This is a genomic window from Tessaracoccus sp. MC1756 (genome assembly GCF_014164735.1).
Classification (GTDB): domain Bacteria; phylum Actinomycetota; class Actinomycetes; order Propionibacteriales; family Propionibacteriaceae; genus Arachnia.
Genome location: NZ_JACJFZ010000008.1, coordinates 25,772 through 43,229, shown reverse-complemented (window position 1 = coordinate 43,229; position 17,458 = coordinate 25,772). Strand labels below are relative to the sequence as shown.

Genomic DNA, 17,458 nt, shown 5'->3' with positions numbered 1-17,458 from the left:
ACTAGCTTGTCGGGAAAGCGTGCTCACCGAGGCTGAGGGCCAGGGCGGCGATCTCCTGGGGCGACTCCTCCCCGCCCAGCACCGCGTCGACCTGCATCGCCCAGCCGGCGGAGTCGTAGGCGACCTGCTCCTGCTCGGCCTCCGACGAGTACCGCTGGGTGGCGGTGGTGCCGTCGATGATCCGGGCGTACCAGCGCCGCTTGGCGTACACCGCGAAATCCGCCGCCACGTACTGCTCGCCGGTGAGGTAGACCACGTCGTAGTGGTCCGCCCTGGCCTCGAAGTACTTCTCCAACTGCCAGCGCCAGTAGCCACCGATGTGGTCCGAGGCGGCCACGGGCCGCTCGCGGTCGCCGGCCAACGCGATGGCCGCCCACGCCGGCAGCGCGCCGGGCGAGTTCGTCAGGCCGGGGGCGCCGAGGTCCGGCACGTAGTGGGTGCGTTCACCGGCCCCCGGCCGACGCACCGCGGTGACGAGGTCGACGGCGAGGCCGGGGTTTGTCGTGAGCGCTGGTTCGTCGTGGTGGCTGACGACCAGCACGCGGGTGACCCCGGGATCGCGGGGCTCCTCGCGCGGGGCGGGCCTCGGGTCCACGTCGATGAGCGGCGTGGCGGGCAGTTCCGTGAACGGTTCCTTCCACCTCTTCGCCAGGTCCGTGAGCGCCTCCGGTTTGGGCGCGAACAGGCCCTCGTTGGCCAACATGCAGGCCGCGGCCGCGGGCGTGTGCAGCGGCGGTGCCCCGTCGATCCAGACGCCGAACGGCCAACCGCGGGAGGCTGCTGCCCACAGGGCCAGCTCCGCCGCCCATTCGTCCGGCGCGACGACGGGCATCGGCTCGTGAATGTGCTTCTGGAGCCAGTTGAGCACGTTGTCCCACCCACCGACGGTGGCGGCGTCGAGGGATCCGTCGTGGACGCTGAACGGCAGCGGCGGCAGGGCCAGCGTCTGGGCCGGGTCCAGCCCGGCGAAGCGCAGGAGTTGGCCGTCGCGCTTCAGCACCTTCCAGCCACGGGCGCCGGCGATGTGGGCGGCGATCGGGTCGTCGGAGATCAGGACCGGGGTGCGGTGCGTCATGCGGACAGGCCTCCGATGAGGTCGATTTCGCGGTCAATGGTGGCGGCGCGCCCGCACTGGGCGCGCACCCGTTCGGCGGCGGCCACGGACAGTTCGGGCATCCGGTGGCGATTGACCAGCAGGTGGCGGATCGCCTCGGCGAAGGCCCACGGGTCCTCAGCGCGGGGCAGCAGGCTCGAGGCGTCGTCGGTGAATTCGGGGATGGCGGCCACCGGGTTGGTGATGGTGACCATGCCGCTGGCCATCGCCTCGCCGAGCATCACGCCCTGGGTGTCGAAGCGTGTCGGGCAGAGGAACACCCCGTGCCGTTGATGCGCGGCGGCCATCTCGATGGGCGAGGAGTAGCGCTCCTCCACTGTCACGTTGCGGTGACGACGCAGGCCGGCCGTCTCGTCCCGGAAGCGGCGGCCGAAGCCGCGCACCGTGACGGTGAGCTCCGCAAAACCTGGTTCCTCCGCCAGCACCTCGAGGGCACGCAGTGCGATGTCGTTGCCGTAGTTGCGCTCCGCGAAGCTGCGCAGCAGCAGCAGCTGGGTCGCCTCTTCGGGCTGCCGCACCCGGGCCACGAAGGTGTCGCCGTCGATGTGGTTGGGGATCACCTGGGCGTTGCCGGCCGCGACGCCGACGTCCTGGGCGGCCAGTTGGCGCTGGAAATCCGAGACGAACACCACGGTGGCCGCAGGGTCGGTGAAGAGCCTGGCGGCCGCCTCGAACCGGGCGCGGTTCAACTCATCCCTTGCGGTGCGGATGGATGCGAGTTCCCGGCTGTCGTGGTTCCCGGCCAGCCGTCGGTAGTCGCGCACCTCGTAGCCGTGGAACCAGACGGCCAGGCGTTGCGCGGGAACCCGGTCGAGCAGCGCGTGGATGGTGCTCGGCTCAGGGGAGTGCGCGAGCACCGGCCGCTCGGCCTCCGCAGCGGCGTCGAGGACGCGTGCGAGTTCCTCCGGGGGGACCGACCACACCGGCAGTTCGCCGTCCGTGCCGGCCTCGGGGGTGCTGCCCGCCCGCAGCGATGAATCCACGACGACACCGCTGAGCCCGGCCGCCTGGTAGGCCTTGGCCCGCGTCCGGACGAATTCGCGGCCACTGCGCCACGGCCTGGGGTACGACGGTGTGAGCAGCACGTAGTCGGCCGAGGCGAGCTGGGCCTCGAACTCGGTCATCGCTTCACCGTGCGCACGACCTTGCGGACGGCGCGCTCGGCGAGATTCGGCTTCGGCGACGCAGGGGGTGCGGCGAGTCGGTTCTTCAGTTCGACGATCTCCCCTTCGGCCTCCTCCACCTTGGAGCGGGCCTCGAACAGTTCGTCGCGCATCTTGGCCAGGGCCTTGAGGGCCGCCTCGTGTTCGGCCTCCTTGGCCGTGAGGCGCTGGGCGACGGCGAAGAGTTCGCCCTCCATGCGGGCAGCGTGCGCGGCAGCCTTCGTCAGCTCTTCGCGGGTGCTGGCCAGTTCGGCCTCCATGCCCCGGTGGAGGTGGTCGTCAATGCGGCTACGGTCGTCGTCGGTCACGCAGGTGAGTGTAACTGCGGGTGCCTGTTCGTTTGTGGCGTTCTGCGTACTCGCCTGAGCGTCTGTCCACACCCGGTGCTTTGATGATCTTTCTGTAGTTACATTCCAGATGTACTCATAGCGCCTGTGGAGTCTGGGGATAACCCACATCGTGGCTTGTCCCACTGGTTCTGAGCTTGTGGACGGTGTGTGGGCAGATCGAAACTACACGTGGAGTATTTGGGGATGAAAATGGGGGTGTGGAGTTATCCACACCCCCATCCACAGCTCGGGACAGCGTGCCGTCAACATGTTGTCCCCAGGTCGCACCGACCCGGGAACATGGCAGATCAGCGGCCGAGGAAACGGCCCAGGAGGCTGACCTTCTGTTCACCGGGATGCTGCCCGTCGCACCACTGGGTAGTGGGCACCCCGCGCTTGACGTCGGAGATGTGCTGGCCGCAGCCGGCCCAGGTGGTCTTGCCGCAGACTTTGCAGTTGACAGGTCGGCACATGGATGAGGTCCTTTCGACGAAATCTGAGCGCCTGCCAGGTGCAGACGATCACTACACCTGAACGATAGCATGATACCCCTGGGGGTATCTACCCCGGGGGGTATAGTGTTCCCCTGTGAGAACAGTGATGGTTGGAGGAGTCGCCGGCGGAATGAGCGCGGCGACGAGGTTGCGACGACTCGACGAGGACATGGAGATCGTGGTCCTTGAGCGGAGTGGTTATGTGTCTTTTGCGAATTGCGGGCTGCCGTACCACGTGAGCGGCATCATCGAGGAGCGCTCGGCCCTGCAGTTGCAGACGCCGGAATCGCTGTGGGACCGGTTCCGGATCGACGTGCGTGTGGGCACGGAGGCCGTGCAGATCGATCGGGCGCGCAAGGTGGTCGTCGTGCGCGACCTGGCCACCGGAGAAGAGTCCGAACTCGGCTATGACAAGCTCGTGCTCTCCCCTGGCGCCCGCCCCGTGCAGCCGCCCATCCCTGGCATCGGTCGCGCGCTGACCCTGCGCAACGTCGAGGACACCGACGCCATGGTGGCCGCGGTGCAGGGTGCCGGGACCGCCGTCGTCATCGGTGGCGGCTTCATCGGCCTGGAGGTCACGGAGAACCTGTTGCACCGCGGCATGAAGGTTGCGCTGGTGGAGGCGCTCGACCAAGTGATGGCCCCGCTCGACCCGGAGATGGTGGCCCCTGTGCACGACCGGTTGCGCGCACACGGTGTGGACCTGCGGCTCGGCTCCGCGGTCACCGCGATCGGCGAGTCCGACGTCACGTTGGCCGACGGCTCGAACCTGCCGGCCGACATCGTGGTGGCCGCCATCGGAGTGCGCCCCGATGTCGAATTGGCCCGGGCCGCCGGGCTGCACATCGGTTCGCTCGGCGGCATCGTCGTCGACTCCCGCAACCTGACCTCGGATTCCTCGATCTACGCCGTCGGTGACGCCGTCCAGAAGGACGACGCCCTGAACGACGACGCGGTTCTGGTGCCGCTGGCGAACACAGCCAACCTTCAGGGCAGGCGCGTAGCCGACGACATCGCGGGCCGTGGCGTTCCCGCCCGGCCCGTCATGGGCACGGCGATCGTGGGGCTGCTCGGCCTGCAGGTCGCCTCCGTCGGTTGGAGCGAGAAGCGGCTCCGGGCCGTGGGCAAGGAACACCTCGTCATCCATACGCACCCCGCCTCGCACGCCACCTACTACCCCGGCGCAGCGACCATGGCTCAAGCTGTTGGTCGATCCCGCCGACGGCCGGATCCTGGGCGCCCAGGGCGTGGGTGAGTCCGGCGTCGACAAGCGCATCGACGTGATCGCGACGGCGATGGCCGGCGGTCTCAAGGCCCCGGAACTGGCGGAGTTGGAGCTGGCCTATGCGCCGCAGTTCGGTTCAGCCAAGGATGCTGTCAACATGTTGGGGTACGTGGCGGAGAACCGCCTCAGCGGCCTGGAGAACTCGATCCAGTGGCACGAGGTGGGGGCTGCGCAGGAGGCCGGCGCCACCGTCGTCGACGTGCGGACACCGGGCGAATTCGAGCGTGGCGCCATCACCGGCGCGGTGAATCTGCCCCTGGACGAGCTGCGTGACCGGATGGATGAGATCCCCGACGGTGACCTCATCGTGCACTGCGGGGTGGGTATCCGCAGCCATGCCGCGGTCTTCATCCTCGGGGACCGGCGGGTGCTGAACCTCGACGGCGGGTACACGACGTGGAAGGCCGGTACCGGGGGCTGAGGTGCACAGCGGTTGCTGAGCCGGCCACCCCCTTGGGCGGGGCGGCCGGCTCAGGCAGCCAACTGGGTCGTCAGGCCAACGAAAGGAAGAGCTTCTCCATCTTCGCCTGGTCCATCCCCTCATCGGGGTGCTCGAGGCACTGCTTCAGGCCGACGGCGATCGTCGAGAAGCCGGCCCGGTCGATGGCCTTGGACACGGCGGCCAGTTGCGTGACGATGTCGTCACAGTCGCGACCGTCCTCGATCATCTTGATGATGCCGCCCAGCTGGCCCTGGGCGCGCTTGAGTCGGCGGACGACGGATTCCATCTCTCCGGGGTTCAACTGCATAGGGGCCTCCTGGTTCACACGGCCACTATACCCCTAGAGGTATGAGGAACCGGCCATCACGCCTGCTTGATCTGGTTCGTGAGTTCGGTGACCTGATTGTAGAGGTCCCTGTCCACGCCGATCTTCTCCGTGATCTTCCGCACGGCATGCAGCACCGTGGAGTGGTCCCGGCCACCGAACTTCGAGCCGATCTTCGGCAGCGACAACTCGGTCATCTCCCGGCAGAGGTACATCGCCACTTGGCGGGCCGACGCGATGGTGGCCACGCGGCTGGCGCCTGTCAGGTCGTCGTGGCTGATGCCGTAGTAGCCCGCCGTGGCCGCCATGATCGTCTGCGCGTCCACAGGGGCCGCGTCCTCGGGCATGAGGTCGTTGAGTACCTGCTGCGTGAGGTCCTCGGTGATCTCCTGCGCGTTGAGGCTGGCCAGGGCGGCGACGCGGGTGAGGGCTCCTTCGAGCTCGCGGATGTTGGTGGGGATGCGCGAGGCGATGAGTTCCAGCACCTGCGTGCCCGCGGTCAGCCGCTGTTGGGCGACCTTCTTGCGGAGGATGGCGATGCGGGTCTCGAGGTCTGGGGGCTGGATGTCGGTCATCAGACCCCATTCGAAGCGCGAGCGGAGCCGGGGTTCGAGCGCCTCCAGCAGCTTCGGCGGCCGGTCCGAGGTCATCACGATCTGCTTCTGGGCGTTGTGCAGGGTGTTGAACGTGTGGAAGAACTCCTCCTGCGTCTGGATCTTGGACTCCAGGAACTGGATGTCGTCGACGAGCAGCACGTCCACGTCGCGGTACGACGAGCGGAACTCGGCGGTGCGGTTGTTGGAGATGGCGTTGATGAAGTCGTTGGTGAGCTCCTCCGTGGAGACGTACTTCACGCGGAGGTTCTCGTAGTAGCTGGTGACGTAGTGGCCGATGGCGTGCAACAGGTGCGTCTTGCCCAGGCCCGAGGGGCCGTAGATCATCAGCGGGTTGTACGACTTACCGGGGGTCTCCGCGACGGCGGCGGCTGCGGCGTGCGCGAAGCGGTTAGACGAGCCGGCGACGAAGGACTCGAAGGTGTAGCGGGGATTCAGCCGCACCTCCTGGGGCTTCGAACGCGGGAGCATGGGCTGCGGCGGTAGTTCCTCCGGCATCTGCGCGGCCGGAGCCGGCTCGTCGGGCACCAGTTCGGGGCTGATCATCACCGCGAGGTGGGTGGGCTGGCCGAACAGCTCGCTGAGCCGGTCCTCGATCTGTGGGCGGAGTTTCGTCTCCAGGCGTTCGCGGGTGGGTTCATCACCGACGGCGAGCATCAGCGTCGAGCCGTGCATGTCCACCGGCCGGGTTCGGCGTAGCCAGGCGCGAGTAGGGAAATCCGCGGACGTGATCACGTCCTCCCACAGCACCGCCAGGTCTGGCGTCGGTGATTGAGTCACCTCACCCACTTCCCGGGCGGTTCTTCCGCCTCACATCGCACTCGTCCACAGAGTTGTCCACAAGAGGGTATAACTGATCCCGAGCTAAGCCCAATGCTGCCTCACCTGTGGATAACCGGAGACAGACCATACGAAACTAGTCCCCGTGGAACGATCCTGCAAGGAGAATCGGCGTGTTGCCGGAGTGTCGCCTGGACTACAATGATGTAGTTTGCTTAGTTGACTGGCTGCACTGCGCCGGTTTGGCTAACGAGGGGTTATCCACGTATCGTTGACCAGTCGCCATCTCGGCGGCCACTTCCCCCTGCCCGGGCCACGGGCAGCGTTCAACCTTCGATCTTGAGGGAGTAATCCCATGACTAAGCGCACGTTCCAGCCGAGCAACCGTCGTCGGAGCCGCAACCACGGTTTCCGCGCCCGCATGCGTACCCGCGCCGGCCGCGCCATCCTGAGCGCCCGTCGTCGCAAGGGTCGCATCGAGCTGTCGGCCTGACTCTGTGCTGCCGAAATCGCAGCGCCTGAAGAGGCCCAGCGACTTTGGCATCACCGTCAGGCACGGTTCGAGAGCGGCAACGCCGACAGTAGTGGTGCACGTGAGGCACCCGCAGCAGAATCCACCCGAATGCACCCGGGTGGGTTTTGTTGTCTCCAAAAAGGTGGGCAACGCCGTGACGCGTAACCGCGTCAAGCGTCGCCTCCGTCACTTGGCCTCGGCGCTGACAAGCCCGTTCCCCACCGACGTCGTGGTTCGGGCGCTGCCTGGCGCAGCCGTCGACGAGGCACGGCTCGGGTCTGATTTCGCCGACGCCTGGCGCCGCGCGTTCCGGAAGGCCGGTACATGCTGAAGTACCCGCTCATCTGGTTCGTCAAGGGCTGGCGCCGGTTCATCTCCCCCATGTACGGAGATGTCTGCAAGTTCCATCCCACGTGTTCGGCCTACGGGCTGACCGCGTTGGAGACCCACGGGGCCCTCAAGGGCTCCGTGCTGACCATCGGTCGGATCGCCCGCTGCCACCCATGGTCGCAGGGCGGGGTCGACTACGTTCCCGGCACGCCGCAGGCTGCCGCCTGGGAACAAGAGAATTCGCGTAGCACGACGCCTGATCAGGCGTCACATATAGCTGAGGTGGCTTAATGCTCGATCTGTTCGTCTCGCTGAACATCTGGGACAGTTTCTACGGCCTGCTCTCGGCAATGATGCAGCCCCTGTACTGGGCCGTGTCCGGCATCGTGGTGTTCTTCCACCAGGTGCTGAGCCCCGTGTTCGGTGCCAACTCCGGCGTCACGTGGACCCTGGCCATCGTGATGCTCACCGTGCTGATCCGCACGCTTCTCATCCCGCTGTTCGTCAAGCAGATCAACTCTGCCCGCAACATGCAGCTCATGCAGCCCAAGGTCGCCGAACTGCAGAAGAAGTACGGGCACGATCGCGAGCGGCTCGGCCAGGAGACGATGAAGCTCTACAAGGAGGAAGGCGTCAATCCCATGGCGTCCTGCCTCCCGCTCCTGCTGCAGATGCCGATCTTCTTGGCGCTGTTCCGTGTGCTGCAGGGCGTGGCAGACGACACTCCGCGTGGCTACTGGTTCACCAGCCGGCCGGATCTGGTGGATTCGCTGCAGCAGTCGAACATCTGGGGCGCCGGTCTGGCCGAGCGCATCTTCCCCATCGAGAGCTTCGGCGCCACGCAGGTCATCGGCATCTTCCTCGTTGTCGCCATGGTGGCGGTCTTCTTCGTCACGCAGCTCCAGTTGATGCGCAAGAACATGCCGCCGGAGTCGCAGACCGGCCAGGCCGCGCAGATGCAGAAGATGATGCTGTACTTCTTCCCCGTCGTGTACGCCATGTCGGCCACGTTCATCCCCATCGGCGTGCTGGTCTACTGGCTGACGTCCAACCTCTGGACGATGGTGCAGCAGGCCATCCTCATCCACAACAACCCCGCGCCCAACACCCCGGCGTACATCGACTGGGAAGACCGCATGAAGGCCAAGGGCCTGGATCCGGACGAGGTTGTGCGCCAGCGTGCGGACAAGCGCCGCAAGACCAAGCCCGTCGCCACGTCGCGTGTGGTCGGCAGGGCGACCGTTGACGCCGCGACGGACGACCAGGTGGCCGAGGACGCGCCGAAGGTGTCGCGCCAGCAGGTCACGCGTCAGACGGTGCGCACCTCCGAAGACGGACGCCGAGTCGTGCAGCGGCAGCAGCCGCGGCAGCAGGCTCGCTCCAACCGCAAAAAGAAGTAGACCCTCCGGACCCCCGTCGGACGCGGCTGTGTACGCCACGGCCGACGCGGGCCTCCGACCTGAGAGATAAGGATGGACGCAATGTCCGACAAAGACACCGATCTGATGGCCGAGGGCGACCTGGTCGCCGACTACCTTGAAGAGCTCCTCGACATCGCAGACCTGGACGGCGACATCGAGAACTCGGTGCAGGAGGGCCGCGCCTACGTGGCCATCGACACCGATTCCGAGCAGCTCGTGGGCAAGGACGGCGAGGTCCTCGAAGCCCTCCAGGAGTTGGCGCGCCTGGTTGTCATGACCGAAACCGGCAACCGGTCGCGCCTGATGGTCGATGTGGCCGGGTTCCGCGCCCGTCGCCGCGCCGAACTCATCGTGCTGGCCAAGGACGCGATCGCCGCGGTGCAGGAGACCGGTGAGCCTGCGCGCCTCGCGCCCATGAACGCGTACGAGCGCAAGATCGTGCACGACGAGGTGGCAGCTGCCGGCCTCGTGAGCGAGTCTGAGGGCGAAGCCCCCAACCGACGAGTTGTCGTCCAGAAGGCCTGACCAGGCCCTCCCCGTCCTGGTTCGACGGCGGGCTCGGCTGAGTGCCGGGTCCGCCGTCGATTCGTCATTGGCATTGTGAGGAATTATGGAGCCCATGGAATACGACCTGTCTGAACTCGAGCAGACGGTCTCGTCACGCCTTTTCGAGGTATACCCGCAAAGTGAGAAAGAGTTAAGACGATATGTCGATACACTAGCGTCGCGAGGCATTGAGTGGGGACTCATGGGGCCCCGTGAGGGCGACAGGCTGTGGCAGCGGCACGTCGCCAACTCGCTCGCGATTGTGGATGCCATTCCGCATGGGCTGGATGTCGCCGATATCGGCAGCGGAGCGGGGCTGCCGGGGATTCCGCTGTCCATCGTGCGCCCGGACCTCCGCATCACCCTGATCGAGTCGCTCCAGCGCCGGTGTGAGTTCCTTGAGCTCGCGGTTGAAGAGTTGGGGCTCGGTGATCGCGTGGAGGTGCGTCGCGTTCGGGCTGAGGAGGTCAAGGAGCGCTTCGACGTGGTCACCTGTCGAGCCGTCGCTCCCTTGGACAAGCTCCTTCGCTGGACCACTCCCCTGTTCTCCCCTGACGGAATGTTGCTGGCGCTCAAGGGCGCGTCGGCCGAAGACGAGATCCGCAACGCCGCGAACCTGCTGAAGAACACCCGGTTGAGGGCCGACGTTCTGGAGCTGCAGGCGGCTCCCGGCGTGGAGGGGACACGCGCCATCCGGGTGACGCGCGCGGGCGCCTGACGCCTAGGCTCTCCTCGCCGGCCCCCGGCCCCGGAATGTTCCGCCGAGGAGCGATGATGACATCGGAACGGGATGTTTCACGTGAAACCGGCTCGCCGAATCGTGTTCGTCGTGCCGCTTGGGTAGAGTTCTCACGAATCCCCAAGGAGGCCTCTCAATGGCTTTGTTCTTCCGTAAGCGCAAGCAGGTGACGGACGAGAGCGAGTTGTGGAAGGACCACAGCAATGTTTCACGTGAAACACCCCAACAACCACGCCGAGCGCTGAGCAACGCCGCGACGGCCACCCTCGAGGAGGAGTACGGGGATGAGATGGTCGAGTATGCGGCGCCGACGCCCACACTCCCCCGCCCCGCGGAGCCCCGCGTCTTCGTCGTGGCGAACCAGAAGGGCGGAGTGGGCAAGACGACCACGACGGTCAACGTCGCCATGGCACTCGCCCTCGGTGGCCTCAACGTCCTCGTCGTCGACATCGACCCCCAGGGGAACGCGTCAACCGCGCTGGGCATCGAGCACACGTCGGGCACGAAGGGCACCTACGAGGTGTTGACCGAGCAGATCGGCATCATCGAGCATGCCCAGCCATCCCCCCACTCCCCCAACCTGCATGTCCTGCCGGCAGCCATCGATCTGGCGATGGCCGAACTGGAGCTCGTGAATGAGCGTGGCCGCGAGATGCGGATGCGTGACGCGATCCGCACCTACATCGACGAATCCGGGGTCGACTACATCTTCTTTGACTGTCCCCCGTCGCTGGGTCTCCTCACGTTGAACGCGCTGGTGGCCGCAACGGAGATTCTCGTGCCCATCCAGACGGAGTATTACGCGCTCGAGGGCGTCTCGCATCTGATGCACACCATCAACCGTGTCAAGGGCAACCTCAACGACGACCTGCAGCTCAGCACGATCCTGCTTACCATGTACGACCCCCGCACCAACCTCTCGCGTGACGTCGCGGAGGAGGTGCGACGTCACTTCCCGAGCGAGACGCTCGAGGTGGAGATTCCCCGCTCGGTGAAGATCGCGGAGGCACCGAGCTTCGGTCAGACAGTCCTGACATACCAGCCGAAGAACGTGGGCGCCCTCGCGTACCAGGAAGCGGCCGAAGAGATCGCCAACCGCGCAGAAAGGGCTGACGCCTGATGGCAGTTAAGAACACGGGGCTGGGCAGGGGTCTTGGGGACCTGTTCGCCCGCACTGACGGCGAATCCGCACCGGAACAACTCAAGGACGGCTCCATTTACGAGGAGATCCCTCTCCAGAAGATCGGGCCGAACCCACAGCAGCCCCGCACGGTCTTCGACGAGGACGACCTGGCGGAACTCGCTGAATCCATCCGCGCGTTCGGCGTGCTGCAGCCCGTGGTGGTGCGACGCGTGGGTGACGCCTTCGAGCTCATCATGGGAGAGCGGCGTCTACGCGCGAGCAAGCTGGCCAAGCGCAAGACCATCCCCGCCATCATCCGTGGCACTGACGACCAAGCGCTCCTACGTGACGCGCTGCTCGAGAACCTGCACCGGGCAAATCTCAACCCGATCGAGGAGGCCCGCGCCTACGGACAGCTCCTCGACGACTTCGACTGCACCCAGGAGGAGCTCTCGCAGCGCATCCACCGCAGCCGGCCGCAGATCTCCAACACGCTTCGCCTGCTCGGTCTGCCGGAACGTGTGCAGTTGAAGGTTGCTGCGGGAACCATCTCCGCAGGCCACGCGCGTGCACTGCTGGGCCTGGCTGACCCCGACGCGCAGGAGCGTCTCGCAGACCGGATCATCGCTGAGGGACTGTCAGTACGGTCCACCGAGGAGATCGTGGCCCTCGGTCGTAACAGCGCCACTCGGCGGCAGTCGACCCCGCGCGGGCCGCAACTGCCCAGCGAACGCGAGAGGGAGATCTCAGGGCACCTCAGCGACCACTTCGACACGCGGGTGAAGGTCAACATCGGGCGGAACAAGGGCCGCATCACCATTGAGTTCGCGTCGGGGGAGGATCTGGACCGAATCATGGCCATCATGGACGGTCGGAAGATCTAAAGAAATAAAACGACATACCGCTATATCGACAAAACCATAAGGATGGAAAACCGTATGACGGTCAATGAGGGAACCCCGGTCGACAACTCCCAGGAGTTGGTTCTCGACACCGAAGACGTGCAGGGAGTGAGGAGCGCGCTGACCCGCTACCGGATCATGGCCTGGGTTGTAGGCATCCTGCTCGTCGTCCTCGTGTGCGTGGGGATGCCGCTCAAGTACATCTGGGACGACGACCGGGTGGTGCGTTGGACGGGTATTCCGCACGGCTGGCTGTACGCGGTGCTCCTCATCACCGCCTACGACCTGGGGCGCAGGGTGAAGTGGTCGATCAAGTGGTTCCTCGCCATCATGGCGGCGGGCACCGTGCCCTTCCTGAGCTTCGTGGCCGAGCACTTCGCCACGAAGAACGTGCGGGCCACCCTGCGGGCAGCCGAGAGGCCCTGATCCGGAAGGCCCGGCGTCAGGCGGTCTTGCCGAGCTGACGGGCCGAGTAGAGCCCGAAGACGATGGCCCCGGCGGCGAACACCCACCACTGCAAAGCGTAGCCGCGGTGGGTGGGGGAGCCGTCGGCCGTGGGGAGCACCAAGCGTGCCACCTCAAGGCCCTGGGCCTCGGACTCGGCCCCCGGCAGGGTGACGTAGCCGGCGATCAACGGGGAGGGCCACTCCTGCGCGAGCTCCTGGATGCGGACAGAAGGGTAGTCCGCCTGCGCCCTGCCGCTGGCCTCGGGTAGATCCGGGGCGAGGAAGATGCCCTCAACGCTGTGCGTGCCCTGCGGCGGGGCGGGGATACCCTCGCTGGCGTCGGTGGCGTCCACGGAGCCCCGAACGACGGCGATGTACCTGCTGTCGGCCGTCTCCATGAGCGTGAGGACCCGCCAGGGCGACCCGGAGCCGACGGTCACCTCGTACTCGGGCAGGTAGACCCCCGTGAACGTGACCCGCTTGCCGTAGATGTCCTGCACCACACCGTCGGAGGCAACCGCCTCAGACAGCGGGGTGGGGGCCTCTGCGGCGCGCTCAGCGGAGACGTCGCGGGTGGATTCCTGGTAGGACGCCATCTGCCAGACCCCCAGCCACATCATGACAAGCGCCACGACAACGCCCGCCACGATGGCGAGGGTCTGCTTCAGGCGGATGCTCACCGCAGGGTCGCCTGGTCCACCAGCGAGGCGAAGACTTCTCCCAGTTCACGGCCTGCCGCCTCGAACGCCAACGGCGCCAGCGAGGTTTCGGTCATCCCCGGCGCCACGTTGCCCTCGAAGAACACAGGCCCCTCCCCGGTGACCATCATGTCGACGCGCGACAGGTGACGCAGCCCGAGTGCCCGGTGGACAGCGACGGCCAGCTCCTGCGCGGCGGTGAGCACGTCGTCGTCTAGCTGGGCGGGTGTCACGAAGCGGGTGGCGCCCGCCGTGTAGCGGGACTCGTAGTCATAGACGCCGGACTCCGGTCGGATCTCCACCGGGGGGAGGGCGACGGGGCCGTCGCCCTCGTCGAGCACCGTCACGGCGACCTCGGTGCCGCTGAGGTACTGCTCGATCACAGCCACCGCACCGTAGGCGTAGGCCGCCACCAGCGCAGACGGCAACGCGGCCGCGTCGTCGACCTTCGTGACGCCCAGCGCAGAGCCGGACCGCGCGGGCTTCACCATGAGCGGGTAGCCGAGCTGCTGCCCGATGGCCGCCATGAGGACCGGTGCGCCGAGTTCGCGGAAGATGTCGTGGGGCAACGCGATCTGGCGCGGGGCAGCGAGCCCGGCCGCCCTCACCACAGAGGTGGCCACGGACTTGTCGAAGGTCAGCCGGGAAGCGGCGCCAGTGGGGCCGACGAAGGGTACGCCCAGCACCTCCAGCACCTCACGCAGCGCACCGTCCTCGCCCAGGCCGCCGTGCAGCATGGGCACCACGACGGCGTCCTCGCTGCGGCGCATGAGTTCCACCAGATCCGCGTTGACATCGGTCTCCACGACGACCCTGCCGGCGTCGCGCAAAGCCTGCGCCACACGGCGGCCGGACCGCAGCGACACGTCCCGCTCATGGCTGAGGCCACCTGCAATCACGATGACGGTCACAACATCACTCCTTGTCAGCTCAGGTCTGGCGCCGGCCCGGCGGGCATGCGTCGGTCGACGGGAGAGGTGTGCACGCCGAACGTTGCCATCACCTCAAGTTCGCGCCGCACCACGTCGGCGAAACGCTTGACGCCCAGCTGGATGCGCTCAGCCGGGGGGAAGCAGAAGGAGAGGCGAGCATTGCGCGCGCCCTGACCGTCGGCGTAGAAGGCGGACCCGGGGACGAACGCCACCCGGGCGTTCACCCCGCGGGGCAGCATGGCCTGCGAGTCGAGGCCCTCGGGCAGGGTGACCCACACGAAGAAGCCCCCGGCGGGCTGGGTCCAGGAGGTGCCGGTGGGCATCGTCTCGTGGAGCGTGCTGAGCATGGCGTCGCGACGGTCGCGGTACATGTCCCGGAATACCACCACCTGGCGTTTCCAGTCGTGGTTCTTCAGGTAGTTGCCGATGGCGAACTGGCTGAACACGGGCGGGCACAGCGTCGCCGATTCCTGGGCCAGCACCAACTTCTCGCGCACCGCGTGCGGGGCCAGCACCCACCCCACCCGGAAGCCGGGGGCGAAGGTCTTGGAGAAGGAGCCCAGATAGATGACGTCCTCGTCGATGGAGCGCATGGCCGGCGTGGGATCGGCGTCCAGCGAGAGCAGCCCATAGGGGTTGTCCTCCACCACCAGCACCCCGCCTGAGCGGCAGACCTCGAGGATCTCGCGACGGCGTGCCAGGGGCTGCGTCACGCCGGAGGGGTTGTTGAAGTTGGGAATGGTGTAGAGGAACTTGATGCGCCTGCCCTCGGCGGTGAGCCGCGCGATGGTCTCCCTGAGCGCCGCTGGGTTGAGCCCTTCGTCGTCACACGGGACGTGCACCACCTCGGCCTGGTAGCTGAGAAAGGTGCCCAGCGCGCCCACGTACGACGGCGACTCCGCCAGCACGACGTCGCCGGGGTTGCAGAAGATGCGCGTGACCAGGTCGAGGCCCTGCTGCGAACCTGCGGTGATCGCGATGTCGTCGGGATGGGCAGTGATGCCCTCGAGGGCCATGACGTCGAGGATCTGCTCGCGGAACTCCGGCTCGCCTTGGCCGGAGCCGTATTGCATGATCTGCATACCGCGGGTGCGCACCATCTCCGCCATCGAATCCGCGATGTCCAGCAGCGGAAGGTCGGCGATGTTGGGCATGCCACCGGCGAGCGAGACGATCTCCGGCCGGTTGGCAACGGCGAACAGCGCGCGCACGGCTGAGACGCGCATGCCGTTGGTTCGCTCTGCGTAGTTGTCGACGAACCGGTCGAGCCGGGTGTCGTGACGGGTGTTGTCGGTCACTGGCCGATCGCCTCCTTGAAGCGGTCCAGGGTTTCGGCGACCGCGGTTTCGCTCTGTTCGGTGACTGACACGAGCAGCACGCCCACTTCGTCGATCACCTCACCGCACGCCGATTCGCCGGTGTCCTCGGAGACCCCACAGTATCTAGAGCCTCCGGTGGGGGATGGGGTCTGGGCATCGATCTCGATGCCCGCGTTGGCCACGAACTCCGCGACATCCGGCTCAGGCCACGACAGGATGAACACGACGGTGTTCTCGCCGTCGGTGTAGTCTGCCTGCACGATGCGCTGGTTGGCTGGGCCGGGGCCGGTGCTTTCGCTCGATTCGCCGCGCACCAGATCGTCCACCACCAGTGGGGTGTCCAGGGGGAAGGCCGGCGAGGGGCTCGCTGACGGGGAAGGTGTCTGCTCCGGGCGCTCCGCGAGGCTGCCGCCGATCAGCCCACCGGCGAGCAGGAGCACACCCACCCCACCGGCGAGCGCGGGCTTGACCCAGGGGGGCATGGGCGGCCTCGAATCCACCGGAGGCTCAGGCGAAACTGCCGTCCAGCTTTCGGTGGGTCCAGGGTGACCGCCGGGGCTCATCAGAGCAGCTCGTCGATGGCCTTCGTGAGTGCCTTCTTCGTCTTGGCGCCCGAGAGCGAGTTGACGACGCGGCCCTTCTGGAAGAACTGCAGCGTGGGCAGGGACAGCACGCCCTGCTGCGCGGCGAGGTTGGGGTTCGTGTTGGTGTCGACCTTCACGAACTTCACGTCGGTGTACTGGGCGGCCAGTTCATCGAGGATGGGCGACATCTGCTTGCAGGGCGCACACCAGTCTGCCCAGTAGTCGACGATCACCAGGCTGTCAGCCATCAGCACCTCGTCGGCGAACGTATTCTCCGTCACGTCGGTCACTGCCACGGAATTCTCCTTGCACGTTGGTTGAGCGCCGCCTGCTCTGCCGGCGGAGTCGAAAACCCCGTCATTCTACAGAGCAGGCTGCAGTGCAGCTTACGCCTGAGCGTCTGCGAGTTCCTGGAGGTAGCGCTCCGCGTCGAGGGCGGCGGCGCATCCTGAGCCGGCGGCGGTGATCGCCTGACGGTACGTGTGGTCCACCAGATCTCCGCACGCGAAGACGCCAGGCAGGTTGGTGGCCGTGCCGCGACCCTCGACGAGGACGTAGCCCTCGGCGTCGAGGTGCACCTGGCCGTTGACCAGCTGGGAGCGCGGGTCGTGGCCGATGGCGATGAAGACGCCGTTGACCTGGAGGTCGCGGTCCACACCGGTGTTCTTGTCCGTGAGGGTGATCGACTGCACGGAGGTGTCGCCGTTGATGGACTTGATGTGGCTGTTCCACGCGAAGGAGATCTTCGGGTCGCGCATGGCGCGTTCGGCCATGATCTTCGAGGCGCGCAGCTCGTCGCGGCGGTGGACGACGACAACGCTGGAGCCGAAGCGCGACAGGAAGGTGGCCTCCTCCATGGCGGAGTCGCCGCCGCCGATGACGGCGATGGGCTTGTCGCGGAAGAAGGCGCCGTCGCAGGTGGCGCACCAGGACACGCCCCGGCCGGAGAGGCGGTCCTCGTCCGGGAGCCCGAGACGACGGTAGCCCGACCCCATGGCCAGGATGACGGTCTTCGCCCGGTACTCGGTGTCGTCGGAGTCCTTGACGATCTTGACCTCACCGGTCAGGTCGACGGCGGTCACGTCGTCGGTGATCAGCTGGGCACCGAAGCGCTCGGCCTGCTTCCGCATCTCGATCATCAGGTCCGGGCCGTCGATTCCCTCCGCGAAGCCCGGGTAGTTCTCCACCTCGGTGGTGTTCATCAGTGCGCCGCCGGAATCCAGCGCGCCCTCGAAGATGACCGGCTTCAGGTTGGCGCGCGCCGCGTAGATGGCGGCGGTGTAGCCAGCGGGGCCGGAACCGATGATGATGACGTCGTGGATCTCGGACATGCACACTTCCTGGAGGTGGAGGGATTG

General features: G+C 66.7%; 22 protein-coding genes and 1 pseudogene. 11 read left to right on the top strand and 12 right to left on the bottom strand.

The features are described 5' to 3' along the window. Position 1: 1 nt before the first annotated feature. The 4 genes from H5393_RS13865 to H5393_RS13850 all read right to left on the bottom strand — a co-directional run bounded on the left by H5393_RS13865 (position 2) and on the right by H5393_RS13850 (position 3,079). Positions 2–1,075, bottom strand: a complete 1,074-nt coding sequence (locus H5393_RS13865; protein WP_182763090.1) for a hypothetical protein — start codon at positions 1,073–1,075, stop codon at positions 2–4. Then, entirely contained in the window at positions 1,072–2,238 is a 1,167-nt protein-coding gene (locus tag H5393_RS13860) for a glycosyltransferase family 4 protein (RefSeq protein ID WP_182767159.1), read from the bottom strand. Before H5393_RS13860 ends, H5393_RS13865 begins: the two co-directional genes overlap by 4 nt. After that, positions 2,235–2,585, bottom strand: a complete 351-nt coding sequence (locus H5393_RS13855; RefSeq protein WP_182767158.1) for a hypothetical protein — start codon at positions 2,583–2,585, stop codon at positions 2,235–2,237. The genes H5393_RS13860 and H5393_RS13855 overlap by 4 nt, the downstream gene beginning before the upstream one ends. A 329-nt stretch (positions 2,586–2,914) precedes the next feature. Further along, on the bottom strand, positions 2,915–3,079 hold the full coding sequence (locus tag H5393_RS13850; protein WP_182767157.1) for a hypothetical protein: 165 nt from the start codon (positions 3,077–3,079) through the stop codon (positions 2,915–2,917). Positions 3,080–3,230: 151 nt separating this feature from the next. Between H5393_RS13850 and H5393_RS13845 the strand changes: the two genes are divergently transcribed. Then, on the top strand, positions 3,231–4,355 hold the full coding sequence (locus H5393_RS13845; RefSeq protein WP_255436544.1) for an FAD/NAD(P)-binding oxidoreductase: 1,125 nt from the start codon (positions 3,231–3,233) through the stop codon (positions 4,353–4,355). Next, complete coding sequence (locus H5393_RS14725) at positions 4,306–4,806, top strand: rhodanese-like domain-containing protein (RefSeq protein ID WP_255436543.1); 501 nt, start codon at positions 4,306–4,308, stop codon at positions 4,804–4,806. Before H5393_RS13845 ends, H5393_RS14725 begins: the two co-directional genes overlap by 50 nt. Before the next feature lie 70 nt (positions 4,807–4,876). Here the strand turns inward: H5393_RS14725 and H5393_RS13840 are convergent, their stop codons facing one another. Together H5393_RS13840 and dnaA are read right to left on the bottom strand one after the other, a co-directional pair. Further along, entirely contained in the window at positions 4,877–5,134 is a 258-nt protein-coding gene (locus tag H5393_RS13840) for a metal-sensitive transcriptional regulator (RefSeq protein ID WP_182767156.1), read from the bottom strand. Between the two features lie 56 nt (positions 5,135–5,190). Next, on the bottom strand, positions 5,191–6,555 hold the full coding sequence (dnaA, locus tag H5393_RS13835) for a chromosomal replication initiator protein DnaA (RefSeq protein WP_182767155.1): 1,365 nt from the start codon (positions 6,553–6,555) through the stop codon (positions 5,191–5,193). Positions 6,556–6,901: 346 nt separating this feature from the next. Between dnaA and rpmH the strand changes: the two genes are divergently transcribed. The 9 genes and pseudogenes from rpmH to H5393_RS13790 all read left to right on the top strand — a co-directional run bounded on the left by rpmH (position 6,902) and on the right by H5393_RS13790 (position 12,547). Next, entirely contained in the window at positions 6,902–7,039 is a 138-nt protein-coding gene (gene rpmH, locus H5393_RS13830) for a 50S ribosomal protein L34 (RefSeq protein ID WP_076061646.1), read from the top strand. Between the two features lie 4 nt (positions 7,040–7,043). Continuing rightward, positions 7,044–7,391 carry a ribonuclease P protein component gene (gene rnpA, locus H5393_RS13825; RefSeq protein WP_182767154.1) on the top strand — a complete coding sequence of 116 codons (348 nt, stop codon included), beginning with the start codon at positions 7,044–7,046 and terminating at the stop codon, positions 7,389–7,391. Between the two features lie 5 nt (positions 7,392–7,396). After that, positions 7,397–7,639, top strand: a pseudogene (gene yidD, locus H5393_RS13820) (membrane protein insertion efficiency factor YidD); the annotation flags it as partial. 41 nt (positions 7,640–7,680) lie between these two features. Then, positions 7,681–8,790 carry a membrane protein insertase YidC gene (gene yidC, locus H5393_RS13815; protein ID WP_182767152.1) on the top strand — a complete coding sequence of 370 codons (1,110 nt, stop codon included), beginning with the start codon at positions 7,681–7,683 and terminating at the stop codon, positions 8,788–8,790. 72 nt (positions 8,791–8,862) lie between these two features. After that, entirely contained in the window at positions 8,863–9,336 is a 474-nt protein-coding gene (locus H5393_RS13810) for a R3H domain-containing nucleic acid-binding protein (RefSeq protein WP_182767151.1), read from the top strand. A 94-nt stretch (positions 9,337–9,430) separates the two neighbouring features. Beyond that, positions 9,431–10,075: a 16S rRNA (guanine(527)-N(7))-methyltransferase RsmG gene (gene rsmG / locus H5393_RS13805; RefSeq protein ID WP_182767150.1), complete on the top strand. Its 645-nt coding sequence runs from the start codon at positions 9,431–9,433 to the stop codon at positions 10,073–10,075. Between the two features lie 157 nt (positions 10,076–10,232). Next, positions 10,233–11,216, top strand: a complete 984-nt coding sequence (locus tag H5393_RS13800; protein WP_182767149.1) for a ParA family protein — start codon at positions 10,233–10,235, stop codon at positions 11,214–11,216. After that, positions 11,216–12,103 (top strand): ParB/RepB/Spo0J family partition protein, encoded by an 888-nt coding sequence (locus H5393_RS13795; protein WP_182767148.1) that lies wholly within the window; start codon positions 11,216–11,218, stop codon positions 12,101–12,103. The genes H5393_RS13800 and H5393_RS13795 overlap by 1 nt, the downstream gene beginning before the upstream one ends. A 54-nt stretch (positions 12,104–12,157) precedes the next feature. After that, complete coding sequence (locus H5393_RS13790; RefSeq protein ID WP_182767147.1) at positions 12,158–12,547, top strand: DUF3817 domain-containing protein; 390 nt, start codon at positions 12,158–12,160, stop codon at positions 12,545–12,547. A gap of 16 nt (positions 12,548–12,563) precedes the next feature. Here H5393_RS13790 and H5393_RS13785 read toward each other — a convergent pair whose 3' ends face one another. From H5393_RS13785 to trxB, 6 genes are all read right to left on the bottom strand, one after another. Beyond that, a complete protein-coding gene (locus H5393_RS13785) occupies positions 12,564–13,247 on the bottom strand; it encodes an SURF1 family protein (protein WP_182767146.1) in 684 nt (227 codons plus the stop codon). Next, a complete protein-coding gene (locus H5393_RS13780; protein WP_182767145.1) occupies positions 13,244–14,176 on the bottom strand; it encodes a D-alanine--D-alanine ligase in 933 nt (310 codons plus the stop codon). Before H5393_RS13780 ends, H5393_RS13785 begins: the two co-directional genes overlap by 4 nt. Positions 14,177–14,190: 14 nt before the next feature. Then, positions 14,191–15,495, bottom strand: coding sequence for a PLP-dependent aminotransferase family protein (locus tag H5393_RS13775; RefSeq protein WP_370585999.1), 1,305 nt, complete (start codon positions 15,493–15,495; stop codon positions 14,191–14,193). Next, entirely contained in the window at positions 15,492–15,998 is a 507-nt protein-coding gene (locus H5393_RS13770; RefSeq protein WP_182767144.1) for a hypothetical protein, read from the bottom strand. The genes H5393_RS13775 and H5393_RS13770 overlap by 4 nt, the downstream gene beginning before the upstream one ends. 80 nt (positions 15,999–16,078) lie before the next feature. Then, entirely contained in the window at positions 16,079–16,396 is a 318-nt protein-coding gene (trxA, locus tag H5393_RS13765) for a thioredoxin (protein ID WP_076061668.1), read from the bottom strand. Between the two features lie 90 nt (positions 16,397–16,486). Beyond that, entirely contained in the window at positions 16,487–17,431 is a 945-nt protein-coding gene (gene trxB, locus H5393_RS13760) for a thioredoxin-disulfide reductase (protein ID WP_182763107.1), read from the bottom strand. Between the last annotated feature and the right edge of the window lie 27 nt (positions 17,432–17,458).